Origin of the sequence: Ruminiclostridium herbifermentans, from assembly GCF_005473905.2 — a bacterium.
In the GTDB taxonomy this organism is placed as follows: Bacteria; Bacillota; Clostridia; order Acetivibrionales; family DSM-1351; genus Ruminiclostridium; species Ruminiclostridium herbifermentans.
Map to the genome: position 1 here is coordinate 3,011,374 of NZ_CP061336.1, position 26,649 is coordinate 3,038,022.

The window sequence follows — 26,649 nt, forward strand, 5'->3', positions numbered from 1 at the left end:
AGTACTCCTCCTAGTTCATACACTTATTCCTTTGATTGGGTATATTCCAGAATTTATTAATTTAGATTTGTTGAATAATGGGTTATTAGTTCTTTTTAAAGAACCAACTACAGAATTAGACGGTTCTGAATCAGAAGGGAAGGCTTCCTCAAAAACAAAAATAGGATTTAGTTTTATTTGATTGTTTTCTATTCCTACAATTTCTGATATTTCAATTGTTCTTCTTGATTTATCCCTAAGTCTTGAAAGAAAAATTATTATGTCAATTGCAGAAGCTATTTGTTTTCTAACTGCTTCAATGGGCAATGTCGAGTAGCTAAGTATCATTGTTTCCAATCTTGACAGCATATCTTCTGTGGAATTTGCATGACCAGTAGAAAGAGAGCCATCGTGCCCAGTATTCATAGCTTGAAGCATATCGATTGCTTCTGCGCCTCTTACTTCCCCAACAATTATTCTATTGGGTCTCATACGCAAACTGGTTTTAATTAAATCTCTTATTGTAATTTCACCCTTACCCTCTAAGTTCTCATTTCTAACTTCAAGCCTAACCAAGTTTGGTATATTTAATATCTGAAGTTCAGCGGAATCTTCTATTGTTATAATTCGTTCATCCTTTGGAATAAAGTTTGATAGTGCATTTAGAAAGGTTGTCTTTCCTGAACCAGTACCTCCTGCTATAAATATATTGTATTTTGCTATAACAAGCATTTTTAAAAACTCTGCTGCCTCTAACGTCAATGATTCGAGCTCTATAAGCTTATCAATATCTATTGGTTTATCGGGAAATTTTCGAATTGTAACAATTGGGCCATTTAATGCAATGGGCGGCAACACTACATTTATTCTTGAGCCATCCTTAAGCCGTGCATCAACAATTGGAGAAGCTTCATTTACAATTCTATTTACAGTAGTTACCATTATCTGAATTATGTCTTCTAATTTTTCAGAAGATTCAAACTCTAAATCAAGCTTTGAGATTATACCACTTTTTTCTACAAAAATATTGTTAGGCCCATTAATCATTATTTCTGTTACTTCATTATCATCTAATATTGGCTGCAATATATCCAGCCTGCGAAAAGAATTAAATACTGTTCTGATTATCTCCCTTTTCTCATCTGATTTAATAAAAAATTGTTTAGATTTTTCAATTACTGCTTTAGCTATCATTTCATTTATTTCATTATCTGAGAATTCACGTTTCAAGTCAAACTTCTGACTTATGTAACTTTTTATTTCACTAATAAGTTCCTGCTTCAATATTTTCCTCCTTATTATATTTTAGACTTTGCTTATTTTCCCTTATTACTAATCTTTTAATAGATATAATAATTTGCTATAATAAGGTTTCTTAAATAGATTCAATAGAATATTATGTAAACATATTATAATGATATATGAATATTAACTCTAGTATATTATTTTATTTGAAACCTTATATAGCAGCTATTCTATATACCTTCTAGCAATTTCCTTTAAAGAATCTTTAATTATTTCAGGCCCTCCATTTATTTTGAAAAGATTTTTTGCAGAGTTGAAACTTAAATCTAAGGGAATTTTTGAGATGAGATTTACATCTTGGAGAGAATTAAAAGATAGGAGGGCCTGTTTGGATACTTTATTTGCTACATATTGAATTTTATGTGCAAATAAAGTACTGTGAAATGTCCTGTTTGATAGAATTTTCATATTTTCTATAAACAGCATTGTTTTATGTAAACATATTTCCTCGTTTGTAAATATATAGAGAATTTCATCAGCCATATTAAATATCGATATAGTATTATCATTTAGCTGTGAGTCCATATCTATTACAATGAGATCATATTGTCCACTCGATTTCATAGTTTTAAGAATTAACTCAATATCCTGAGGCAATATCTCATTTATTTCAAATAAATTATTGGCTTCTTTAAAATAATGTACATTTGAAGCGACATCCTTACAGCTCATTGTTGAAATCTTTGACATCAGGTTCTTATCTTGCTCTTTTGCATAGTAAATAATATCAGTAATAGAATACTCAGAACTGTCTGAAAGAAAAACACCTGTTGATGGGAATTGTTCAAGATTTAAATAAAATACAGAAAGACCTGAATATGAACAAATTGCGCTTATTCCCGTGGCTATTGTGGTTTTCCCAGTGTTTCCAGCCGCTGAATACACTGCAACTATTTTTGCAGATTTGTCTGTTTTATGTGCAATTATGTTGCTTGAATTCGTATAGAAATTGATAATATTGCCTGCAATTTGATTTGCATCCTGATATTTATTGATTGATGGAACGTCTGCTAAATAAGCACTATTTGTTCCTGGTGTCAGAATAATCAGGTTTTTTTTGAATTGCTTACAGATTTGACTATAATAGTTTTCACTGGCTAGAATTATGTCCGGATCGATTTTCTTAATCCATTCTTCAATTTTATAAGAGTTATTATAAAAATTTACGAGTAGTGTCTCAGAATAATGGTGAGTTAGGAATTTACATAGATTAGATGAATACTCATCGTCGTCATCAAAAATTAATAATTTAATAAGAGCCATTGCCTTTCCCCTTTCTCTTTTTTCTTTTGTATATAAAAATTAAGTAAAATATTACCTAATTAATTAACACTGTCTTACGAGATTTTAAAGAGAAAAATCAGCAACTATCTGACTACATTATATTACAATTTTTCATATTTTGTCAATAATTTTTTATATTTATTTCTATTTATTTCATTTTATGTATTAATTATTAAACCAAAAAGTAAATTCCATCCTTTAATAAGCAAGTTTAACTTACTTTTTTCATTCAAGCTTAATCAGCTCATACAGGGTCGAAAGAATCTCTAACATAATATGATTGAACGAAATTTCCATGATGTTGAAATAACTTTTTTGATAATTCAGTCTGCGAAGGTCTTTTTTACATTCTAAGAATTTGAAGTTTTGTAATAGCCTGATAAGAGTAAGTGTTGCACAAATCATTAAATTCTCAAAAACTAATTTTATAAAGTCGTAAAGGCTATCATTATAATGGAAATAATAAGAAATGCCAAACACACAGCTAATTTTGCCTTTTTGGCACCTCAAATGTCATACTTGATTTATTTAGGTATAAAGCATTGATAAGATTGAACATTAATATGTTTTTCATGTAAGAAAGTTTAGTTAATTATATATAACATTTTGCTGCGCTTCGAATCAATACCCATTAAGCGATATCTTCCCCATCTTTGAAATAGCTTCTATCTCAATATCCCCTCCATTTTCAGCAAACTGATTATTATTAACTGTTCCAGTACTGTTTAGTTTTATGCCTGAGTCAATTGGAAAATGCAAATCTATATTTCCAGTTTTGGTTTTAAAAAAGTACTTTGATTTTTCCTGACATTGCGCCTTTATGTAAATGTTTCCTGAATTAATATCCACATAGGATTGGTTTGATAGTTTTCCAGAGTTCACTCGTAAATTTCCATTATCACATTCATAAATTAATTGACCCTTGAATGCTTTTATTTCAGAGTTTACATAATCCAAATCTGCAGTTATATCTCCTTCAAATCTATCTCTTACTATTATGCTGCCATATTGATGAGATATATTTAACGTATTTATTTGTTTTGGAACTGTTAGCTTTATATCGGTGTATATGTCTTGTGGATTCTTTATTTTTCCATCATATTCAACTTTAAAAAACAACGTATTATCCTTTTCTTCAGATGTGATAGTGTACTTTTTCAGCATTTCCTCTAATTCTTCATTTGTCTTATTATCTCTGATGGTATGCTTTGCTTCAAGCTTAATAACTTTTTTATCCCAGCAATAAATTTGAAGATTTCCTGAATCGATAAATAAATCTATAGTTTTAGTGGACTTTTTTAAATTAATTGATAAATCATCATACATAGATGCTCCATGCTTTGGAATAGCTGATTTTTCCTCATTGCAGCCAGATACAATAATTAATGAAAATAGTAAGATGAATAGAATTACGCGCCTCATTTGTATACTCCTGCTAAATATATATTTGCAAGAATAATACCATATAATTCCATATGTTCTCAAATTATTTCCCCGACATACTCTTGATTATCAAATCACTAAAGCTATTTTACAGAGAGAATCAATTTAATCCTTTCTGGAGCCCATAAGAAAAGTAAATGTGAATTGACAGTAACCTCATTAAGATAGTTTGAACGTAAGTACCTGTAAGCCTTTAATATAGTATCCATTAGCTAAGTTAGGTACGTGAGTACAACATAGATAATGGGTCACTTAGTAGTGACCCATTTAGTTAAGTTTGTATGGAAAAAACAGTAACCCAGTACTATAATTTACTCTTAAATGTATATATACTAATTAGCAAAACGTGCTAAATTAACCCCTTCATATAACCAGCAAAATGTGAAAAAACAATTTCCGGCTCTTCTAAATCAATGTACCATCTCTTTAACCACTCAATTGATATATAGCCCTTGTAGTCATTTTCCTTCAGCAATCTTATTATAGTTTTTATCGGAATATCCCCATATCCCATCAACTTATACTTTATAATACCATCTATAACTAATGAATCCTTAACATGTAAGAAGTAAATGTAATCTTTTAAATTTTCGAAAGTATACTCAACTGATTCATTAAAAAACCTTATTGGATGATGAACATCCCAAAGCACTCCTACACTATTAGAATTGACAGTTTCAATTAAAGTCTTCATGACCTTAGAATTTGCAAAAACGCCATTCGTTTCAATTAAAAGCTTTACACCTCTTTTATTAGCCCGCTCTGCCAGCTTCTTTAAGTTTTCAATAACAAAGTCTGTATCTACCTCGCCAGGCTTAGCCTGAGCATCCCCTAAAACTCTAACATATGGAGTTTCCAGCTTTGCAGCAAGTTCAATATAATCAATTCCTTCCTGCAATTGCTTTTCTATATTTGCTTTATCAAATAAAAAACAAGCAGATGATAAACATGGAATTTCAAGACCAATTTTTGCAACTTTTTTCTTAGTCAATTCAATATCTTCAGCAGAAAACTGTTTTATTCTTGGAGCATACATCTCATTTTCAATACCTCTGATTTCAATTCCATCAAACCCAATATCCTTTGCAGTTGAAAGCATGTCTTCCCAACTCCAGTTTGGACAACCGAGTGTAGAAAACGAAATTTTCGTAATGACCACCTCCGAAAAATAATGATTTATATTTACATTTATTAACATTTATGTAATAATTTTATCACACAAATGTAAATTAATCAACTTACTACTTTCTGAGGTAACTCCAACTCATATTTATATCTACAAAATTGATTACAGAATAAGTTAGTCTCCTTATAACAAAGACTTATATATTTGTCTTACACACCGCATAATCCAATATCCTAATACAGCCCCTAGAATATTCAGTATAACATCATCAATATCACTTGCTCCTACTCTTAAAATATACTGCATAAGTTCAATAAGTAATGCTGAAATAAATGATACATATATCACTTTACGCATTCTATTTAGCTTACTAAAAACTATCGGAAGCAAAAAGCCCATTGGCATAAAAGCGGCAATATTTCCCAATAAATTTGTGGTAATTGCTTTTACATTATATCCAGAGGTTGAATACTCTATTATAGTTCTAAGCGGTATTATATTTATGCTACTGTGTTCCACCTCTCTGCCATAATACTGGCTTGCAAGTGTCAAATATGCCAACAGAAGCAAGTATGCTGTAAATAATACTGCAAATATAATTTTTATATATTTTATATTATTATAGAACTTGATTTTCATAATAACCTCCAAGCTAATTAAAGTTATAATTGCTCTATTTCAAACCTATTTCAAACATACCATATTAAATTTTTTATTTAATTACATCAAACTTCTCATTTAAATATGCTGCTTAAAGCCTAGTAATATCAGGTGCAGAAGCAATATTAACTGACATGACAGAACTCTTACTTTTATATCTTAAAAAATTAGGAAAGCCAAATAATTCAATCCAGCTTTCCTAATTTACTTAAAATTAATTTGTCTAAAATTCAACAAGCATAAGCTACTTAACAGGCTTTATCCAAAATATTCAACACCCGCTTCAAATAGCTTCTGATCCTTTTGACCAGGTACATTTTTGTAAAGGTTTGAACCTATTCTCTCTGAGTGACCCATCTTACCAAATATTCTTCCATCAGGGCTTGTGATACCTTCAATTGCATTTACTGAGCCATTAGGATTATAAGCAATGTCGTAGGTTGCCTTTCCATTTAGGTCAACATATTGAGTAGCAATCTGTCCATTAGCCTCTAATGTTTTTAGTACTGCTTCACTTGCAGTAAAGCGGCCTTCTCCATGAGAAATAGCTATTGTATGAATGTCACCAACCTTAACATTATTTAGCCATGGTGACAGATTTGATGCTATTCTTGTATTTACTAAACAAGACTGATGGCGTCCAATTGTGTTAAATGTTAATGTTGGGCAGCTATCATCTATATCTCTTATTTCACCAAATGGAAGCAAGCCTAGCTTAATTAATGCCTGGAAGCCATTACATATACCCATTACCAAGCCATCTCTTTGCTTGAGTAAATTCATCACCGCTTCACTTACAACAGGATTTCTGAAGGCTGTTGCTATAAATTTACCAGATCCTTCAGGTTCATCACCAGCACTAAAACCACCTGGAATCATTATTATTTGAGAATTATTTATAAGCCTTTCCATTTCCTTTATGGACTCTTCAATGTCATTGTGTGACATATTTCTAATTACTAAGGTCTCAACAATTCCGCCCGCGTTTTCAAATACTTTTTTTGTATCATATTCGCAGTTTGTACCTGGGAATACTGGAATAAACACTCTTGGTTTAGCTATTTTTGCTTTTGGCTTAATCTTTGATTTTGCTACAAAGCTGTATTCTACAGGTTGTTCATTTAATTGCTTAACCTTTGTTGGGAATACCTTTTCAAGCGGTTCCTGCCATTTTTGAACTAGCATATCAAGTGCAATCACAGTTCCATTTATATTAATTTCGGCATTGCTTGTTGTTACTCCAAGTAATGTGTATTCTAAACCATTAAGCACCTTTTCCAAATCAGTATTTTCAGGAAGTTCTAGTATTATTGAACCATAGAAGGGCTTAAAAAGCATTTCACTTTCTATATTATTTTCAAAAGTAAAGCCAATCATATTTCCAAATGCCATTTTGCTTATTATTTCAGCAATACCGCCTTCTCTTATTGAACTTGCAGATAATATAGCTTTTTCATTTGCCATTTTGTGAATATGGCTGTATACCTTATCCAACTGTTCAAAATCAGGCAAGTAATTCTTATCTAATCCAACCTTGAGCATTACAACCTTACTGCCTGCGGCTTTAAATTCATTTGAGATAACATTGTTTACATTAACTGTGTCAACAGCAAAGGATACTAGTGTTGGCGGAACATCTAAATCCATAAAGCTGCCTGACATACTGTCTTTACCGCCTATTGCAGCAGTTCCTAATTTTAATTGCGCATAATATCCGCCAAGCAATGCACTAAGTGGTTTGCCCCAACGTTTAGCATCTTTGCCCAACTTTTCGAAATACTCTTGGAATGTAAGTCTTGCTTTGCTGTAGTCGCCTCCCATTGCTACAATTTTAGCTATTGACTCAACTACTGCGAAAACAGCGCCATGGAATGGACTCCACATTGATATGTCAGGATTATAACCATATGACATCAATGTACCTGTAGTGGTATCACCTTCCATTAAAGGAAGCTTAGCAGCCATACCCTCTGCTGGTGTCAACTGAGTCTTTCCGCCAAATGGCATTAGAACAGTATTTGCTCCTATTGTTGAGTCAAATCTTTCAACAAGACCCTTCTGGCTGCATCTATTTAAATTCTGTAAATTTTCAATCCATTTGTCTGTTATATTATCAATCTTTATATTATTAAACTTATCAAAATAAGTCTGTTCTTTTGGAGCAGTTACCTCAATATTTATTCTCTGCTTTGCTCCATTTGAATTTAGAAACTCACGGCTTAAATCAACTATTTTTTTGCCTCTCCAAGTCATTTTAAGTCTAGCTGCTTCTGTAACCTCAGCAACTACAACTGCTTCAAGATTTTCCTTTGATGCAAGATCAATGAATTTCTCAACGTCTTTTTCATCAACAACAACTGCCATACGCTCTTGAGATTCTGAAATTGCAAGTTCTGTTCCATCTAAACCTTCATATTTTTTAGGAACTACGTCAAGGTTTATTTCTAGTCCGTCAGCCAATTCTCCAATAGCAACAGATACTCCACCAGCACCAAAATCGTTACATTTCTTAATCAAAGTGCTTGCTTCAGGATTTCTGAATAAACGCTGAATCTTTCTCTCAGTTGGCGGATTACCTTTCTGAACCTCTGCACCACAGCTAACTAATGATTCCTCAGTATGAGCCTTTGATGAACCAGTAGCTCCTCCGCAGCCATCTCTTCCAGTTCTTCCACCTAGTAATATAATCTTGTCTCCTGCCTGCGGAACCATACGAACTACATTTTTTCGAGGTGCAGCACCAATTACAGCACCAATTTCCATTCTTTTAGCAACATAGCCTTCATTATATATCTCAGCAACCTGACCTGTTGCAAGTCCAATTTGATTTCCATATGAACTGTAACCAGCAGCTGCTCCAGTAGTTATCTTTTTCTGCGGAAGCTTACCTGGAATTGTATCCTCTAGCTTTGTTCTTGGGTCTCCGCTTCCTGTAACTCTCATTGCTTGGTAAACATATACTCTTCCTGACAATGGATCTCTTATTGCTCCGCCTAGGCAAGTAGCAGCACCACCAAAAGGCTCTATTTCTGTAGGATGATTGTGTGTTTCATTTTTAAACATAACAAGCCATTCTTCATTCTTGCCGTTTATATCTGCTTTAACAACTATACTGCATGCATTTATTTCATCTGATATGTCCAAATCCTGAAGCTTACCCTGCTTTTTAAGTGCCTTCATTGCTAAAAGCGCCACATCCATAAGGCATACATCTTTGTCATCGCGGCCCTTATAAATCTCTTCTCTTGTAGCTTTATAATCATTAAAGGTATCCTTGATTATTTCTGAGTACTTACCTTCTTCAAACTTAACACTATCAATACAGGTTAGAAAAGTAGTATGTCTGCAATGATCTGACCAGTATGTATCAATCATTCTCATTTCGGTTACTGATGGATCACGCTTTTCAGTGTTTTTAAAATAGCCTTGGCAAAAAACAATATCATCGAAGGACATTGCAAAGCCCATTTCTTTAAGAAGCTCTGAGAGCTGTTCTTCATTCATAGTTATAAAGCCCTCAATTATGGCAACATCCTCTGGCTGTTCAATCTCTGTCTTTAATGTATCAGGCTTTTCCATCTTTGCTTCTTGACTTTCAACAGGATTTATGTAGTATTTTTTTATCGCAGAAAATTCATCATCTGAAATTGCACCCTCTAGCACGATTACTCTAGCTGCTTTTATTTCCGGTCTTTCACCTTGAGTTAATAGCTGAATACATTGTGCAGCTGAATCTGCTCTCTGATCGTATTGTCCTGGTAAATATTCAACTGCAAAGACCCTGCTTCCATCAGCAATCTTATATTCCTCATCATAAGCAAAATCCACTGGCGGCTCAGAAAAAATAGTATTTCTAGCCATCATGTATTCATCATCATTTATTCCTTCTATGTCATACCTATTAACTATTTTTACAGACTCTAGTCCATTAATTCCCAAAGTTCCCTTTAAATCAGATAAAAGTCCCTGAGCTTCAACATCATATGGCTGCTTCTTCTCAACAAATAACCTCTTAACATTTCCCATAAATAATTGTCCATGTATCTTAATTTATACATAATAAAAATAAATTACACGGACTTGCCACCTCCCTATTTTTTATAATTTTTTATTATAGCTATATTTAAATCCTAAGCTTATGCTCATACTGGTTTTGCTTTCTTTACAAATAATGAGGCAAAAAAATGTTTCTTTATTTATATAAAAGTCGAGTACCACTTTGGTTATCGGGCAGTGAGAATATCTCCTGCCTCAATGAACTAAGCTGAATCCTAATTAAGTCTTTCTAAAATCGAAAATTATTCAATCAAAATTCAAAATTTTTCAATCAAAATATAATCAAAATTATTAAACAAAATTTTTGAGCAAAAAATTTCATATTGATTCTATTCGATATAATTATAATATGATAAAATATATTAGTAAAATTAATATATTTAATATATTCTATTAGGAGAACTTATGGATATAAACTTTGAGTTATATAAAATATTTTATTATTGCGCACAAGAGAAAAGCTTTTCAAATGCTGCCCAGAAACTTTTTATAACCCAATCAGCTGTAAGTCAGTCAATTAAAAGCCTAGAAAATCAATTGGGAGTAAATCTATTCTACAGAAAATCTAGAAGTATACAGCTTACATCAGAGGGTGAATTGCTTTTTAGCTATGCTTCCCAAGCGTTTAACTTCATAAAGGCTGCAGAAAGCAAGCTTCAAGAGATAGAAGGACTTCGTGCCGGAGAAATCAGAATAGGTGTAGGTGATTCCATATGCAAATACTTTATAATGCCATGTATTGAAAAGTTCGGTAAGCTGTATCCAAAGGTTGCTATTAAAGTAATTAACAGAACTACACCTCAACTTTTAGAGGTTTTGAAAAGTGGTCTTATTGACATAGCAATTTCTACTCTTCCAGTAAAAAAAGAAGTATTTGAGTATACTCCTTTTATTAGTGTAAATGATATATTTGTAGCTTCAAATAAGTATGCCCAGCTTCAAAACAGGGAAATAGAATTACAAGAATTAATAAAATACCCTCTTATAATGCTGCAATCAGATAGTTCAACTCGAAAGACTATAGATGCCTTTTTCAAAAATCACGAACTTGTTTGCTCTCCTGAAATAGAACTCGAAAGCCTTGAGTTACTTGTTGAGTTTGCAAAAATAGGCACTGGAATAGCATATGTACTAAAAGAAAGTGCATTAGATTTGATAAATAATGGTGAATTGTTTGAAATAAAGCTCAAAGAATCCCTCCCAACTAGAGAAATTGGGATTGTTAAGATGAAAAATGTTGTTTTATCAAAGGCTGTGAACACTTTCATTAATATACTTCTATCCAATTAATAAATAACAATAAATTTGAAAATTTAGCATTTTGGTCATTAGATAAAATTATAAAAACTCGGCTATTAATGGCTCTCTCTCTTTTGAATAATCATAAAACTTTTCATTTACTTTTATAATTGGCGCATAAGCACACTGATAAGGAACATACACAACCTCTCCAACTTCGCCATTTTGCATTCTGACCTTTGAACCTACATAATAGCTAGGCATATTATTTAGCATAGCCATCATTACTTTAGGATCAACAACCTCATATCCTACTCGTTCAAGTTCCTTAAAAGCTTCAAATGGAGTCTGTCTTTTACTATAAACACGATTAGAAGTTATAGCATCAAATATGTCTGCCACAGTAAGAATTTTTGCATATAAATTTTTCTGATTACCCTTAATTCCAAAAGGATATCCAGTACCATCTTCTTTTTCGTGGTGCATTATTACTGCTCTTTTAACATCCATATTAATTTCTTTATTGTTTTTTATAATTTCAAATCCATAAACAGTATGCTTTTTCATTATTTCATATTCTTCTTCATTCAATGAGCCTTTTTTATTTAAAATGTCTATTGGAATCTGTGATTTCCCAACATCATGAAGAAGTCCTGCCATTACTACATCTTGAACCTGCTCTTTTCTCAATCCCATCCATTTCGCTATTAGCATGCCGTATACAGATACATTTATCATATGCGCATATGTATATTCATCAGCTACTCTAACTGAATTAACGCAATCCATAAGAGTACTGCTATCATTAATCTTGCTATAGATATCTTCTGAAATTTCCTCTGCTACACCAAAATCCAATTTTTTACCAGAAGCTAAATTTTGCAGCAATTCTTTTGCTTTGTTTACATTTTCAATGTATTTTTTCTGCCCATCATTTATATCACTACTATCTAAATACTCATCTCCATGAATGGTGTTAATTGTGTAAGTATATACCTTTTCAATTCCAAAATTTTTTAGTTTCTTTAATATATACTCTGTAATTAATGTATCTTCAGGCACTATCATGTTACCAAAAGTAGAATATACATCATTACCTAAAAAGCTTCCAATAATGTCTTCGGTAACCTTTACATAGTCATATTTCATACTAATAACACCTACTCCTTTATATAAACTCACATCACATCATATAATGTAAATTTATTTTAGAATAATACTACTGTAATCCTAATAACCAGAAATCACCTCATAATAATATTACCTTATTATAAATTCCATATAACAAAAATAATAGAGACTCATTTCCTATGGTTATATTAAACTAGTTCTATATACTTTTTTAATTATAGAGTGAATTTTGAAACCTGATCCTCCAATCTTTTTGATGAAACTAAATTGTTTTGCGTTGAATTCCTAACCTCTGTAACTTTTCCAGCCACTTCAGCTGTTTTAACTGATATTGATGCCACTCCATTTGCACTTTCGTTAACGCTTGATGAAACCTGCTCAAGTGCATTTACGATAATAGAAATTGAGTTATTCATTGCTTTTGATGAGTCATTAAATTCGTTCATCATTGTACTAAACAATGTGGAATCAGTATAATATTGCTCAATAGTCTCTATTAACTTTTGATAATCACTGAGAATTTCCTTGTCCATAAAGTCCAATAAAACTCCCGCACTCTCTGTTAGTGCAGCTACTGACTCATTTACAGTCTGAACCACCTTTTTTATATCTGTTGCAGTCTTTGAAGATTGGTCGGCAAGCTTTCTAATTTCGTCCGCTACAACTGCAAAACCCTTACCAGCTTCTCCTGCTCTTGCCGCCTCAATTGCTGCATTTAAAGACAGCAAATTAGTTTGCTCTGTAATCTGAAGTATGGCTTGAGCAAGCAATTCTATCTGTGAAACCTCTGCGGCTTGTTCCATAGCCGTTTTTAGTTGCTGTTTTACATCAAAATATATATTGTTTGCATTTTGTGCAGATAAAACTGCACTTTCCTTCAATTCACTAGCATGCTCACTTATTGCGCTAGCTTGATTAGCACCCTTTTCAGAGTTTTGTGATATAAGGTTAATATTTTGCATTATCTCTTGTGTACTATTACTTATTTGATAAGTAGTTGTTGCTGATTGTTGCATAGCAGCAGAAATATGCTCTGTTGTCAGCAAAGTATCATCAGTTTGTTCCTTTAAGTGAAGTGTCATATTTTCAACTTCTTGAGTATTATCTGTTAGTTGCTTTGAGGTTTCCTGCATCAATCCCAAAATATCTCTTAATGCAACTCTTGCTAATGACAGATTTTTTGCCAAAAAGCCTATTTCATCTTTTCTTTCTTTAACTTTATTATATGTTTTGTCATGAGACAAATCAAAGTTTGCGGTTCTTTCAACAACCTTTCCAATAACTTTTAAGGGTCTGCTGATTGAAATAGTTAAATATAATCCAATTGAAATAATAAATAGCCAAGAAATAATAGGAAACACAAAAACGGGAAAATTCAAAAACAAATGACCTATTACTCCAAAACCTGTTATCAATATGCCACCTAATACAATAATAAGTATCTTTTTGCTAATAGACATACTTATTTCGCCCCCATCATTCGAGTAAATTTATTCCATATTTTATATATTAACATATCTTATATATAATTTCTATAATATTTTAGGCACATTTGTACTTATGTAATATTATATAAACATTTGTATTTTATTGTAAATTTTTATATAATGTTATAAAGTGAATAGTAAAGTAATTTATATTGTTTTTTGCTTTTTATAATTAAGGTAGTATAAATTAGGTTGAAATCGTTAAAATAATTACTCAAAAAGGTTATTTACAAGCTTTACACCCTCTGTTTTTATATGATATTATATGCTTCGAACATATGTACAGATTTTTATACACAAGGGCAATTAAAGCATAAATTATTATTATAGCAATAATGAGTTTTCAGCGAAAAAAACAAATTAATGTAAATAATTTATAAAATATAGGAAGGTGATATTTACATGTCTGAACAAATAAAGCTAATAGCATCAAGAATTAAAGACTTGAGAGAAATATCCGAAATATCCATTCAGACTCTTGCCAATGAACTTAAAATCCCCGAAGAAACTTATAGAGCATATGAAAGCGGAGATACGGATATACCAGTTAGTTTTCTTTATCAAATAGCTAATAAATTCAAGGTTGAACTTTCAGCAATACTCACTGGTGACGCTCCAAAACTGCACACATATCAAGTAGTAAGAAAAGGAAAAGGTACCAGCGTAGAGAGAAGAGAAGATTATAAATATCATAATCTGGCAAATAATTTTATTGGAAAAAAGGCTGAACCATTTATTGTAACTGTTCCTGCTGCATCGGATGCTACTGAGGTTCATTTTAATTCACACCAAGGCCAAGAATTTAATTATGTTCTTGAAGGAACTGTACAAATAATAATAAATGGTCATGAGTTAGTTTTAGAAGAAGGCGATTCAGTATATTTTGACTCTTCTGCAAGCCATGGAATGAAAGCCTTAAATGGTAAACAAGCAAAATTTTTAGCAATAATTCTTAAGTAACTTGGGGGGAAAAATAAATGTTGCATAAATATCTAGCAAAAACAGACTTCACTTCATACGAAGATCTGTTAGAAAATTACAAATTAATAATACCTGAAAATTTCAATTTTGCATATGATGTGGTTGACGAATATGCAAAAACTGATCCTAATAAAGTTGCAATCGTATGGTGTGATGAATCTGGCGCTGAAGCCACATTTACTTTTGCACAGCTCAAAGAATACAGCGACAAAACAGCTAATTTCTTTAAGTCTATAGGCATTAAGAGGGGCGACCCCGTTATGCTTGTATTGAAAAGAAGATATGAGTTTTGGTTCTGTATTCTGGCCCTACATAAATTAGGTGCTATAACTATTCCAGCAACACATCTTTTGACTGAAAAAGATTATGTTTACAGATTTAACGCTGCCGATATAAAAATGATTGTATGCGTTCCAGACGCTGAGGTAATAAAAAATGTGGAAGCTGCACAAAGCAAATGCCCATCTCTTAAGCATAAAGCAATAATATGCGATAGTAAAGCTGGTTGGATAGACTTTACAAAATCTGTAGACGAGGCTTCAAATGTTTTTGAAAGACCTACAGGTGACCAAGCTTCTCAAAATGATGACATATCTTTATTATATTTTACTTCTGGAACAACAGGTATGCCAAAGATGGTTAGGCATGATTATGTATATCCTTTAGGTCACATTTTTACAGCTAAATATTGGCAAAATGTAATTGATGGAGGCTTACACCTTACAGTTGCTGATACTGGCTGGGCAAAAGCTGTTTGGGGTAAAATATACGGTCAATGGATAGCTGGTAGTGCAGTATTTGTATATGATTTTGACAAATTTGTTGCAAAGGACTTGCTTGAGGTTATTTCAAAGTATAAAGTAACCACCTTCTGTGCACCACCAACAATATATAGATTCTTTATAAAAGAAGACCTTAAAAAATATGACTTAAGTTCTCTCAAATACTGCGTAGTGGCTGGTGAGCCTCTAAACCCAGAAGTATTTACTCAGTTCTATAACGCAACGGGAATTCAATTAAAGGAAGGCTTCGGACAGACAGAATTAACAGTTGTTCTATCTATAACTAAATGGACAGAAGCTAAACCTGGTTCTATGGGTAAGGCTTCTCCTGGTTATGATATCGATTTAATTGACGAGGATGGAAATTCATGTCAAATTGGTGAAGAGGGACAAATTGTTATTCGTACGGATAAAAAGAAACCAGCAGGAATGTTTGGTGGATATTACAGAGATGAAGCTTTAACCAATAAGGTTTGGCATGATGACATATATTATACTGGTGATTTGGCTTGGCGTGATGAAGAAGGATATTACTGGTTTGTTGGCAGAGCTGACGATGTTATCAAAAGTTCAGGTTACAGGATTGGGCCTTTTGAAGTTGAAAGTGCATTATTAGAACATCCTGCAGTTTTGGAATGTGCTATAACAGCTGTTCCTGATGAAGTAAGAGGACAGATTGTAAAAGCTACAGTTGTTCTTGCAAAGAATTATACTCCAAGCAAGGAGCTTATTAAAGAACTTCAAGAGCATGTTAAAAATGTAACTGCTCCTTATAAGTATCCAAGAGTTATTGAGTTTGTAAATGAATTACCAAAAACAATTAGTGGAAAAATAAGACGTGTAGAAATTAGAGAAACAGATAAAAATAAAAAGTAATTTTATCAAATTAATAACTAATACAAATACTCAAAATTGTGGCAGCAACAGGATTTTCCTGTGCGCTGCCACTCTTTAATTTAAAATATTTCTTCATTTTGTATATGTATGAGTTGCATTGTCGGATACACTTTAATTTATAATGTATATGCAAATCTTCTCACGTATGTGTTCAAATATATTTGTGTTGCAATTCAGAAAGTATTAAATTTAAATTAATATCAGAATAAGCACACCGCCAACGTTTAGCACAGATGACTTCAGAAAATACTAAATTTAATTAATTAGTTCATTCAAGTTAAATTTAGATACAGCTGAAAAAATGGCTGATTTCAACTAGCATTAAGTTAAATTCAGCCATTTTTTATAATAATTACATTTTTATTATACTAACTTCATTAATATCTCATTGCTTCTAGCAATAAATTTTGACATTGCTTCAGGTTCTAGTTGTTGGTGACTCATCATAGCCAAATCGAATATGTGCTCACTAATCAACTTAACATCTTCCTTCTTTGATTCATTATTCTTCAAATCAATAATTGCTTTAACAAGCTTGTTGGATGAATTAAGTACAAGGGTCTGTTCTTTAGGGAACATACTGCTCATGTCCATACCGCCTCCATACATTTTGCTCATTTCCTGCATTCTTCTTGAATGCTCAGATAAAAGAACCACAGCTGGAATGGATTCATTTTTCAAAGCTTCAACCTGTATCTTTAATTTATCGTCATTTATAGTCTCTTTAAACAGCGTTTCAAGATAGCTTACATCCTGTTCAGATATTCCAGTATTTTCCTGTTTCATATTAGCTGATATATCTGCATCAATCCTATTAAATTTAACTCCTGTTACTTTACTTTCAATTAATGACATAAAATGATTGTCAATCATTGATGATAGAATTACAGCTTCCATATCGTTTTCATTAAACAGCTTTATATACTGTGCTTGCTGATTTTCATCAGAAACATAGAATACTGTGTTTTCATGCTTTTCTTTATTATTTTCAAGATATTCTTTAAGAGTTACATATCCTCCCTTAGTAGACTTGTAAATAATAATATCCTTCACTCTATCATAGAATTTATCTTCTCTAATACAGCCATACTTAACAAATGGGTTTATGTCACTCCAGTATTTATCATAGCTTTCACGCTCATTTTCAAAGAGAGAAGTTAACTTGTCAGCAACCTTCTTAGTTATATGCGAAGAAATCTTATTAACATATCCATCGTTCTGTAAGAAGCTTCTTGATACATTCAGTGGTAAATCTGGACAATCCAACACACCCTTTAGAAGCATCAAGAACTCAGGTATTACTTCCTTAATATTATCAGCAACAAATACTTGATTATAGTACAGCTTTATCTGGCCTTCCATAGTTTCAAATTCATGCTTTAGTTTAGGGAAATATAAAATACCCTTTAAATTAAACGGATAATCCATATTTAAGTGAATCCAGAAAAGAGGCTCATTAAAATCGTGGAATACCTTTGTATAGAATTTCTTGTACTCTTCATCAGTACAGTCTTTTGGATTCTTAAGCCACAATGGTTTAGTATCATTTAATGGCTTTGGAGCTGCTGGTTCAGTCTTATCTTCGCCCTTCTCCTCAGTTTTTTCCTCAGTATTTTCTGCTTCTTTTGCAGCATCCTCTAAATATAACTCTATAGGCAAGAATGCAAAGTACTTTTCAAGAGTCTGTCTCATTTTGTATTCATCTAAAAATTCAAGGCTATCCTCAGCTAAGTATAAGGTTATCACAGTACCTCTGTCTGTCTTATCAGAATCTGACATTTCAAATTCAGTACCGCCATCACTAACCCACTTTACTGCCTTTGCGCCATTTTGGTAAGATAATGTGTCAATTTGCACACGCTCAGATACCATAAATGCTGAATAGAATCCTAATCCAAAGTGCCCTATAATTTGAGCATCATCCGACTTGTCCTTATATTTCTCAATAAAATCTACTGCACCTGAAAAAGCTATCTGGTTAATATACTTTTTAACTTCTTCATCAGTCATTCCCAATCCATTATCTAAAACCTTAATGGTTTTGTCATTTTTGTTGACAATGACCTTTATTTCATACTTGTTGTCATCTGGCAGTTCTGCTTCTCCCATAGCATCTAGCTTTTTCAATTTGTTAATAGCATCACTTGCATTTGATACAAGCTCTCTTATAAAAATATCCTTCTCAGAATAGAGCCATTTTTTTATTATTGGAAATATGTTTTCCGTATTAATAGATATGTTTCCTTTTTCTTGCGCCATAATAATCTTGTCCAAACCCTGCACACTCATTATAGTACAGGAATGAACCTAATCCTCCTTTTCGTTATTATTTAATTTCAAGCACTTCTATACTTGAATTAATTACGATAGTAATAATATACCTCTAATAGCGAAATATTTCAAGTATTTTTTAGCACTCAATTAATAAGAGTGCTAACAATTTATTACTAATCAGTCCATTGAATTAGATTAGTCTATGAGTATACAAAATCTAATTTAATTTTCATCTTTTATTAGCTAAATATCTATATTGTGCATTTTTTTGAAATAAAAAAGCGATGAATTAGTTCTCATCGCTCGTTAATTATATTTATTAAGCAAAACCTTCCTATATCATTCATTTTGATAAATACTGAATAAACTATTATAAAAGTAATACCATATTCCTTTTTAGCCTTTTGATATGCTATTTTTAGATGAAATTAATTAAGACTTTTCACCAATTTAACTGTGTTTATTAACCATACAAAGAAATTCTTTTTGCTTCATCACAATTTATGGTCTTTTTCTTTCCCTCCAACTGAGTTGACAATGAAACCTTTCCATTCCATAAGTCAACAATATGCTTTAATGTTTCATATGCATAACCCAATTCCAGTTCACGTCCATCAAATTCATGCTTTAATTCAAGTGTGTTATCATTTTTATTCCAATCGTTTACTAAAATTATTGGGATGCTTCCAATGCCAACTGTATTGCACAAAGTTTCTCTTATTTTTTTCCATCCCTCATCATCAGACACCTCTGAAATCATATAATCATTTCCTGTTGTAACATATTCGAATAAATTCATTTCACAGCAAAGCTCCTGAGTTAAGTACCTTCTTATAAATGATTGATCTCTCTCAGTTTGCCGAACTTCAAATATTTTCTCAAAGCCAAATTTGTTTTTAAGGTTTTCAAAAATTTTAAAACCTATGTAATAGGGGTTAATGCTGGATTTCAACGGACGTATTACTTCATTGTGCTTTCTCAAGAACTCAAAGTGCATATTTTGAGGTAATTCAAGGTTATTTAATATATTATAATGCCAAAAACTTGCCCAACCTTCATTCATTATTTTTGTTTCAATCTGTGGAATAAAATATTGGGCTTCTTCTCTTACTATAGACAATATATCTTTCTCCCAATCTTGAAGTCGTCCATTCTCAATAATAAACTTCAGAAGGTCCTCCTCCTGTTTAGCAAAAAACCTATTATCTTGCTGTACTTCTTTTACTTCCTCTTCTGACTTATTGTTGGAATATCTTTCTAAATTCGGAAATTCTTTTTTGTTTTCTGTCACGGCAAATTTAGGTTCCTCTTTTTCCTCTCTTCTATTTTGGAATTCAACAACCCGCTCCGTTTGAAACTTTATTGCATGTGCTGAATTTAGAATTTTTTCTACCCGAACGTAGCCTATACTTGGATCAGAAATATATTCTCTAATACGGTCTGCATGATTTTTAAACATTTCAATTGCATATTCTGCCTTAGTTCCTAATTTAAATAGCCTATTATTTTTAAAGAAATCATTGTGAGCATATACATGAGCGATAGTCAGCACCTGCACTAGCAATGAATTATCCTTCATAAGATATGCAATACAAGGATTTGAGTTAATTACCATTTCATATGGTAAACCCGTTAAATTATACTTATGCAAAGTTTTTATTCTTTCATAAGATTTCCCATAACTCCAATGAGGGTAATGAGAAGGCATTCCAATATAGGATTCATAACCAATCATATCTTCATAGTTTACTATTTCAAATTCTTGATTATAATAGTTTAATCCATAATCCTTGGCCAGCTTTTCAATACGTTCATTCCAATATTCCAAATCTCTTATGCTAAAGTCTGCCATTAAGCCTTAACCCTCCTGTTCCACATCTTTGTCACTAACCTTCTCAAGCAGCTTTTTTAGTGCAGGCAGAACATCTTCCTTTTTGTTAATGTTAATAGCCGCAAAATTTTTACTCTCTATCTTATTTAATAATTCAGTTTTTATTGTACTGCCTATACTATAATAGCCAGGTACAATTTCTCCATATCCAAATAAATTACAAACCTCGCAAAGCTTCTTTGCACTTTCTATAGCCTTATTGTTATCTTCTGACCAGTTATCTCCATCACTGCAATGAAAAGCATATACATTCCAATTAGAAGGACTGTATCTTTCAGAAATTATCTCAAGTGCTTTCTCATAACCACTGCTTATGTAGGTACCTCCAGACTCTCCTCTGTGAAAAAACTCTTTTTCATTTACTTCTTTAGCTACTGTAGTATGAGCAATAAAAACCACATCCACATTGGCATACTTCAGCTGTAAAAACTGATACAATAAGAAATAAAAGCTTCTGGCAAGGTACTTTTTGGTTTGATCCATTGAACCAGAAACATCCATTATGCACAATACTACTGCATTGTAGTCTCTTTTATTCTCCTCTTTAATCCTGTAATATCTTAAATCCTCTTCAATAAACGGAAATCTTTCCCTTCGGGTAGTAACTGAAGAAATTGGCTTTGAATTCAACTCATCTTCATTGGAGTCTATGTCAGCATTGTTCGACTCAAATATAGCTTGACTGGAAGTAAGCTTTTCTTGATTTTGCTCTTCTAAAGCTCTTTTATATGACTGTCTTCTCTTAATTTTCTCCACAACTGAACGTTTTTTTGCCAGTTTTGGGGGTATTCCCTTATTTTGATACCCAAGCTTTCTATAGCTTTTCTCTTCTAATTGAGACAGCTGTTTTTTATCAATATCAGGAAGGTTTAAGTCGTCAAATAGATATTTTACCACCTCTTCTATAGTAATTTCTGTTTCATATATTTCTTCACCCTCCTGATTGCCTGCTTTCCCCTTTCCCGAATTATTGCTTGCTTCACCTGGAAATTTATCTCCTCTTTTTTCGTCACCCTCACCAACGCCAATTCCAGGTTTATTTTTACCATATATAAATTGATATTCCTTAATGCCCCTTATAGGAATTTTTATTTTTTTATCTTTGCTTTTACCTATAATACTTTCCTCAGCAATAATATTACCAAGATTTTTTTTAATAGATTCTTCAATTAATTCTCTGTGCCTTCGTCTGTCCTCGGCAGATCTATCTCTGCCACCATTATTGCAATCCCTAAAAATGGTCATAGTAGAAGCCCTCCAAAGCTGCAATTAATCTTTCCATAGGTTATTAGCCGAATATTTCAATATAACATTGCAGCAATTATCACAATAGCCATTTTTTTTCATTTCTTCTACCATAGTATTGTATTTCTGAGTCTGCTCCTTATCTCTAACCTTTGTCTGTGTAATTACTCTGCTTAAATCTCTGACTGAAGCCGTCAATTTTTTCTCTATTGCTTCCTTAAGTGGTTCATAGCTGGTATAATCCAAAGTTCCTCCATTCCTCATAACAAAGAACATATATGCAGTAACATCAGATCGAAAACCTTTAACCGCTGTGTCAGATATACCAATCTGTTCCTCAATAGACCTCATAAATTTCTCATCAGGCTCAAGTTCTTCTCCAGTATTTAAATCCTTAATCTTAGTTTTATTAACAAAGGCTTCAGCATGGTCTAAATAATTGTTGAATAAGCTTTCAGCCTGCTCTTTGTAGCCATGTATAAAGGCTTTTGTAACCTCTTTTTCAAGTATTTTATTATATTCTTTTTTAATTGAATCGTAAATAAGTCTAAGATATCGTTCTTTTTCTTCTTCTCCTATTCCCAACTCCTTGACAGATTTAATCAAAGTCTCCATAAGAGCTATTGGATTTATACAATTGTTTTCAGATTCTGAAAGGGTAGTATCAAGTGCTTTCATAATAAACCTTGTTGATATTCCAGTCATTCCTTCTCTTGGTGCTTCCTCATGCAATTCAAATATATCAATTTTTCTTGTCATTCCCTTTTCTAAAATTTCTTCTCCATTGTATATTTTAAGCTTTGTTATTGGATCAACCTTGCTAGATGGGCTAAGCCTAGTTAGTATTGCAAACATAGAAGCAATTTCTATTGTATGGGGTGCAATATGAGCTTTAAAATTACTTTTGGACAACATTTTTTGATAAATTTTAATTTCTTCATTAAGTTCTAAACAGTAAGGAACTTCAACTTTGACTATTCTATCAAGTATGGCTTCATTTGTATGATCTGATTTAAATTTATTCCATTCTGCCTCATTTGAATGTGCCAATATTACTCCATCAAAATAAATCATAGAGCCTTTGCCAGGAGATGGGATTGATTTTTCTTGAGTAGCAGTAATCATTGTATGTAAGTATTCTGTCTCATTTTTAAAAACCTCTATAAATTCAACAATTCCCCTGTTACCAACATTAAAAGCTCCATTGAGAGAAAGCACTCTAGGGTCATCCTCTGGATATAAGTCAATTTTTGAAATGTCAACACTACCCGTCAAAATCGAAGTATCCTGATTATTTGGATCAACTGGAGGTACTACGCCTATACCCTTCCTAGAGCGTATTGAAAATCCCGTGGACACTACAGGAAAGTTTTCATACTCGCCATTATATTCGTTTTTTAACCTGTATCTACAAACCGGGCATAAATCTCCTTCAATTCTCGTATTTAGCGTTTTTTCAAATTCATTTCGCAAATGCTTAGGTATGAGGTGTAGTGGCTCTTCTCGCATTGGACAGTCTTTTAACGCATAAATAGGGTCTGCACACTCAAGTGCCTTCTTCAGTGCTTCCATTATTGAAGATTTACCAGCCCCTACCGGCCCAACTAAATATAACACCTGTCTAGCTTCCTCTCCAGCCATTGCAGCAGAGTGAAAATACCTTACAATTTTCATTATGGTTTTATCGATTCCAAAAAAGTCATTCTCAAAAAAGGAATACTTTTTTATAATATCATTGCCATATATTCTTCTTAATCTTGGATTTTCATCAGTTTTTACAGCCTCTATACCTTTAGAAATTATAAGTTCATATATTCTTTGGTGTGAAAGTACTGCTATACTCGGATTTGACTTTACTAAATTCAAATACTCAATAAATGTGCCTTCAAATTGCTTTTTCACCCTCTCTTCCCTATCTTTTTGGATCATTTCTCTGAAATCAAACTCCGGTGTGGTCATACAAAAACCCCCCTTTTTTGCCTAGTTGTAGATGTTCTTTAATCAAATAATAATTAATATCTCTTAAAATAAAGTATTTCATTTTAAAATATATGTGCTCTTTTTTTATAATATTATCAAATAGACAAGTTAATAACTTAAAAAGAAATATTTATTTAACTAAACACTATCCACATAGCAATAAATGCTTGAAGCCTTTAAGACCTCAAAGTGCATAATATACCAAATATACTTTCGAATTATTTGGGCAGCAAGCTTGTGATAATCTTGAACACTGAAAGGCTTTTTATGTGACTGAATAATTATTTTATTCAGTTACTAACATTACTTTTTTATATTTATTTTCAATCACCAATATGATATAATTTCGAAAAAATGAGGTGAAAATATGGAGGAAAAAATATATAATTTAATAACTAAGATGTATTTAGAATTTACAGAATTTAGAAAAGATATTACAGCAAGAGTAGAACAAAATACGTCTGAAATAAAAAAATTAGGCAATCGGGTTGCTTCTCTTAAAAATGAGTTTTCAACTAAGACTGGTGTATTATCTGATGGTTATAAGCAATTAGACAGCAAATTTGACAGATTGGAAGCCAAGCTTGACAGTGTTACTAATACAGTTGAAAAACAAGCCGTTGAAATACGAGTTATACAGGGTAGTAAAATATAATAAAAAAAGCAGCTTGGGCATTCACAACATTTCTTCTATTAAAACAAAGATACTTACAAAGAAATACTGGCTTAAATAGTAATTCACAAATATTGCAGCTACTACTTTACTTCTCAAATAATTACAATTCAATAAATGTAATATTCATTATCAAAAGCATATTCAGCACCAAATTATAACTAGAACCATTTAGTCAAGAAAATGTTCAGCTATTTCTCAACATATAAACATAAAATCACTATGATATTCTTCGCATTATTTTACTTTATAATTCAATCCAATACAACCTATACTGTTTCTCATGCAAATTATACGGTACTGTCAATAATTTTTCGCAATTATACATATAAAAGTCAGCTAAAACATAGTCAAAATATAAATTGTACAACTTTACATCCCAACTGCATTATTAGCTTAAATCTTTATTGTATAGAAGCTTTCTGCTTACTAAAACATACCTATATTTATCACTCATTAAGTCCCTTTTAGAATAGTCAAACATTATAATTTCGTCAGTTCTCGATAGCTTACTAAGTGAAATAAAAAATACACTTTTCAATATGTTTTTTGTCTGAACCCCAATAAAATCAGGAAGATACTCTTTTATAAATTCTTCATTTTTTAGCAGTTGATGAATAGCAATTATGCTAATTAAATCCTCTTCTCTCTTTAAGAACTCTGGTATAGCACATGAGCGGTCAGAACTTAGGAAATCAAATATCATTTTTTGTCTGAACACTTCTTTTTTCTCTTGGGGAATTTTCCCAAAAGAGTTTTCAAAAAATTCATACAGAATGGCTATATTTTCTTTATATGAAATTGGCCTGTCCAAATAGCCCCTTTCCCTGCAAAAAACAGAAAGCATATAATACATTTCAAATGCATCAGAAAACAAGCATTTTTCAATATACTCAAGTGAACTGTTAAATCTAGCTGAATTAAAATATCTTTCAAGTACCTCTTCAACATCTTTTAATAGCAGAATATCTTCAAAAGTGACATAATTATTACACAGCACCTCATATGGAGCATAGTGTCTGTAAATGAACCCATGCTTATGAGACTCGTTTCGTATTTTTGAGCCTTTCAGAAGCTTAAGAAAACCTAGCTGAAGTTGATGAGGACCTAGACCATATACTTCATTGAAGGAATTCCTGAAGGATTTCAGATTTTCATAGGGTAATCCTGCTATTAAATCAAGATGCACATGTATATTTTCATTTGCAAGTATCTTTCTTACATTTTCAGCAAGCTTCTCTATATCAGTTACCCTGTCTATTTCCTCAAGTGTATCATTATTTGTAGTTTGTATACCAATTTCTAGTTGAATTAATCCCTTTGGTGCTCGGCTTAGTATCTCTAAAATTTCATCATCAAATAAATCGGCAGCAGCCTCAAAATGAAATAACGTATCACAATTCAAACCAATAATATATTCAAACATTTCCTTAGCCCTTCTCTTATTACAGTTAAAGGTTCTGTCAACAAATTTTATCAGCTTGGGCTTGTACAATAATAAAACACTCAAGTCGTTTTTAACTCTATCCTTTGAGAAAAACCTAACACCATTAAAGGTTGAAGATATGCAATAAGAGCATGAAAAAGGACAACCTCTAGAAGATTCATAATACACTATTCTGTTTGTCACAGATGCCATTAATTCTGCAGTATAAGGCGACTTTATTTCATCTAAATTGTTTACCAAACAAAAGCCTTCATTATACACAATAGTATTATCCATCCTATATGCTATGCCACACAGCTTCTTGTAGTCCTCAGAATGATTTAATAAGCAACTATATACTTGAGGAAATATTTCTTCTCCTTCACCGCATAAAATAAAATCTATTGAGCAATTCTCTTGTAAAACTTTTTTTGCATCATAAGAAACCTCAGGGCCTCCTAAAATAATCTTGCATTGAGGTAACAGCTTCTTTATCTCCTTTGAAATTAAAAGTACCAACTCAATATTCCAAATATAACAGGAAAAAGTTAAAATATCAGGCTTTTCTTTATATAACTCAGATAGTATATTATCTTTACTATCATTTATTGTAAATTCTCTTGTTACAACAATTCCATTTGAATTGTTTGAGATTTCACTAATGCTTGCCTTTAAATACCAAATAGCTAGACAAGAATGTATATATTTTGAATTAATCCCTACTAAAACTGTTTTCATAAATTAATCTCTTTCTTAAGAATCATTTGATATCAAGCTTAAATCTAAATTG

17 protein-coding genes are annotated in these 26,649 nt (G+C 32.0%); 4 read left to right on the top strand and 13 right to left on the bottom strand.

Annotated features, from left to right (window positions below; genetic code table 11):
• Positions 1-15: 15 nt before the first annotated feature.
• The 6 genes from EHE19_RS12280 to EHE19_RS12305 form a co-directional block, all read right to left on the bottom strand.
• Entirely contained in the window at positions 16-1,263 is a 1,248-nt protein-coding gene (locus tag EHE19_RS12280) for a TadA family conjugal transfer-associated ATPase (protein ID WP_171003588.1), read from the bottom strand.
• Positions 1,264-1,449: 186 nt separating this feature from the next.
• Complete coding sequence (locus EHE19_RS12285) at positions 1,450-2,547, bottom strand: AAA family ATPase (protein ID WP_137697939.1); 1,098 nt, start codon at positions 2,545-2,547, stop codon at positions 1,450-1,452.
• 642 nt (positions 2,548-3,189) lie between these two features.
• The gene (locus tag EHE19_RS12290; RefSeq protein ID WP_137697938.1) at positions 3,190-3,990 is read right to left on the bottom strand and encodes a DUF4097 family beta strand repeat-containing protein; all 801 of its coding nucleotides are present in this window, start codon (positions 3,988-3,990) and stop codon (positions 3,190-3,192) included.
• Between the two features lie 370 nt (positions 3,991-4,360).
• Complete coding sequence (locus tag EHE19_RS12295; RefSeq protein ID WP_244648226.1) at positions 4,361-5,110, bottom strand: sugar phosphate isomerase/epimerase family protein; 750 nt, start codon at positions 5,108-5,110, stop codon at positions 4,361-4,363.
• Positions 5,111-5,320: 210 nt separating this feature from the next.
• Entirely contained in the window at positions 5,321-5,776 is a 456-nt protein-coding gene (locus EHE19_RS12300; protein ID WP_137697936.1) for a VanZ family protein, read from the bottom strand.
• Between the two features lie 279 nt (positions 5,777-6,055).
• Complete coding sequence (locus EHE19_RS12305; RefSeq protein WP_137697935.1) at positions 6,056-9,823, bottom strand: phosphoribosylformylglycinamidine synthase; 3,768 nt, start codon at positions 9,821-9,823, stop codon at positions 6,056-6,058.
• Between the two features lie 435 nt (positions 9,824-10,258).
• Here EHE19_RS12305 and EHE19_RS12310 point away from each other — a divergent pair, with 435 nt between their 5' ends.
• Positions 10,259-11,143, top strand: a complete 885-nt coding sequence (locus tag EHE19_RS12310) for a LysR family transcriptional regulator (protein ID WP_137697934.1) — start codon at positions 10,259-10,261, stop codon at positions 11,141-11,143.
• 48 nt (positions 11,144-11,191) lie between these two features.
• Here the strand turns inward: EHE19_RS12310 and EHE19_RS12315 are convergent, their stop codons facing one another.
• On the bottom strand, positions 11,192-12,241 hold the full coding sequence (locus tag EHE19_RS12315) for an HD-GYP domain-containing protein (RefSeq protein ID WP_137697933.1): 1,050 nt from the start codon (positions 12,239-12,241) through the stop codon (positions 11,192-11,194).
• Between the two features lie 197 nt (positions 12,242-12,438).
• Entirely contained in the window at positions 12,439-13,683 is a 1,245-nt protein-coding gene (locus EHE19_RS12320; RefSeq protein ID WP_137697932.1) for a methyl-accepting chemotaxis protein, read from the bottom strand.
• A 429-nt stretch (positions 13,684-14,112) separates the two neighbouring features.
• Here EHE19_RS12320 and EHE19_RS12325 point away from each other — a divergent pair, with 429 nt between their 5' ends.
• Entirely contained in the window at positions 14,113-14,670 is a 558-nt protein-coding gene (locus EHE19_RS12325; RefSeq protein WP_137697931.1) for a helix-turn-helix domain-containing protein, read from the top strand.
• 17 nt (positions 14,671-14,687) lie between these two features.
• On the top strand, positions 14,688-16,349 hold the full coding sequence (locus EHE19_RS12330; RefSeq protein WP_137697930.1) for an AMP-binding protein: 1,662 nt from the start codon (positions 14,688-14,690) through the stop codon (positions 16,347-16,349).
• Between the two features lie 384 nt (positions 16,350-16,733).
• Here the strand turns inward: EHE19_RS12330 and htpG are convergent, their stop codons facing one another.
• The 4 genes from htpG to EHE19_RS12350 all read right to left on the bottom strand — a co-directional run bounded on the left by htpG (position 16,734) and on the right by EHE19_RS12350 (position 23,739).
• Positions 16,734-18,629 carry a molecular chaperone HtpG gene (gene htpG / locus EHE19_RS12335; RefSeq protein WP_137697929.1) on the bottom strand — a complete coding sequence of 632 codons (1,896 nt, stop codon included), beginning with the start codon at positions 18,627-18,629 and terminating at the stop codon, positions 16,734-16,736.
• Positions 18,630-19,107: 478 nt separating this feature from the next.
• Positions 19,108-20,496: a SpoVR family protein gene (locus tag EHE19_RS12340; RefSeq protein ID WP_137697928.1), complete on the bottom strand. Its 1,389-nt coding sequence runs from the start codon at positions 20,494-20,496 to the stop codon at positions 19,108-19,110.
• A gap of 6 nt (positions 20,497-20,502) precedes the next feature.
• Positions 20,503-21,780 carry a YeaH/YhbH family protein gene (locus EHE19_RS12345; RefSeq protein WP_137697927.1) on the bottom strand — a complete coding sequence of 426 codons (1,278 nt, stop codon included), beginning with the start codon at positions 21,778-21,780 and terminating at the stop codon, positions 20,503-20,505.
• Positions 21,781-21,804: 24 nt separating this feature from the next.
• Entirely contained in the window at positions 21,805-23,739 is a 1,935-nt protein-coding gene (locus EHE19_RS12350) for a PrkA family serine protein kinase (RefSeq protein WP_137697926.1), read from the bottom strand.
• A 388-nt stretch (positions 23,740-24,127) separates the two neighbouring features.
• Between EHE19_RS12350 and EHE19_RS12355 the strand changes: the two genes are divergently transcribed.
• The gene (locus EHE19_RS12355; protein WP_137697925.1) at positions 24,128-24,415 is read left to right on the top strand and encodes a hypothetical protein; all 288 of its coding nucleotides are present in this window, start codon (positions 24,128-24,130) and stop codon (positions 24,413-24,415) included.
• Positions 24,416-24,824: 409 nt separating this feature from the next.
• Here the strand turns inward: EHE19_RS12355 and EHE19_RS12360 are convergent, their stop codons facing one another.
• A complete protein-coding gene (locus EHE19_RS12360; RefSeq protein WP_137697924.1) occupies positions 24,825-26,597 on the bottom strand; it encodes a B12-binding domain-containing radical SAM protein in 1,773 nt (590 codons plus the stop codon).
• Positions 26,598-26,649: the final 52 nt, after the last annotated feature.

Excerpts from the sequence above, each read along its gene's own strand:
- EHE19_RS12285 (WP_137697939.1), bottom strand. The coding sequence starts at position 2,547 with ATGGCTCTTATTAAATTATTAATTTTTGATGACGACGATGAGTATTCA.
- EHE19_RS12330 (WP_137697930.1), top strand. The coding sequence starts at position 14,688 with ATGTTGCATAAATATCTAGCAAAAACAGACTTCACTTCATACGAAGAT.
- EHE19_RS12300 (WP_137697936.1), bottom strand. The coding sequence starts at position 5,776 with ATGAAAATCAAGTTCTATAATAATATAAAATATATAAAAATTATATTT.
- EHE19_RS12350 (WP_137697926.1), bottom strand. The coding sequence starts at position 23,739 with ATGACCACACCGGAGTTTGATTTCAGAGAAATGATCCAAAAAGATAGG.
- EHE19_RS12340 (WP_137697928.1), bottom strand. The coding sequence starts at position 20,496 with ATGGCAGACTTTAGCATAAGAGATTTGGAATATTGGAATGAACGTATT.
- EHE19_RS12320 (WP_137697932.1), bottom strand. The coding sequence starts at position 13,683 with ATGTCTATTAGCAAAAAGATACTTATTATTGTATTAGGTGGCATATTG.
- htpG (WP_137697929.1), bottom strand. The coding sequence starts at position 18,629 with ATGGCGCAAGAAAAAGGAAACATATCTATTAATACGGAAAACATATTT.
- EHE19_RS12315 (WP_137697933.1), bottom strand. The coding sequence starts at position 12,241 with ATGAAATATGACTATGTAAAGGTTACCGAAGACATTATTGGAAGCTTT.
- EHE19_RS12345 (WP_137697927.1), bottom strand. The coding sequence starts at position 21,780 with ATGACCATTTTTAGGGATTGCAATAATGGTGGCAGAGATAGATCTGCC.
- EHE19_RS12355 (WP_137697925.1), top strand. The coding sequence starts at position 24,128 with ATGGAGGAAAAAATATATAATTTAATAACTAAGATGTATTTAGAATTT.
- EHE19_RS12325 (WP_137697931.1), top strand. The coding sequence starts at position 14,113 with ATGTCTGAACAAATAAAGCTAATAGCATCAAGAATTAAAGACTTGAGA.
- EHE19_RS12310 (WP_137697934.1), top strand. The coding sequence starts at position 10,259 with ATGGATATAAACTTTGAGTTATATAAAATATTTTATTATTGCGCACAA.
- EHE19_RS12305 (WP_137697935.1), bottom strand. The coding sequence starts at position 9,823 with ATGGGAAATGTTAAGAGGTTATTTGTTGAGAAGAAGCAGCCATATGAT.
- EHE19_RS12360 (WP_137697924.1), bottom strand. The coding sequence starts at position 26,597 with ATGAAAACAGTTTTAGTAGGGATTAATTCAAAATATATACATTCTTGT.
- EHE19_RS12295 (WP_244648226.1), bottom strand. The coding sequence starts at position 5,110 with ATGCTTTCAACTGCAAAGGATATTGGGTTTGATGGAATTGAAATCAGA.
- EHE19_RS12290 (WP_137697938.1), bottom strand. The coding sequence starts at position 3,990 with ATGAGGCGCGTAATTCTATTCATCTTACTATTTTCATTAATTATTGTA.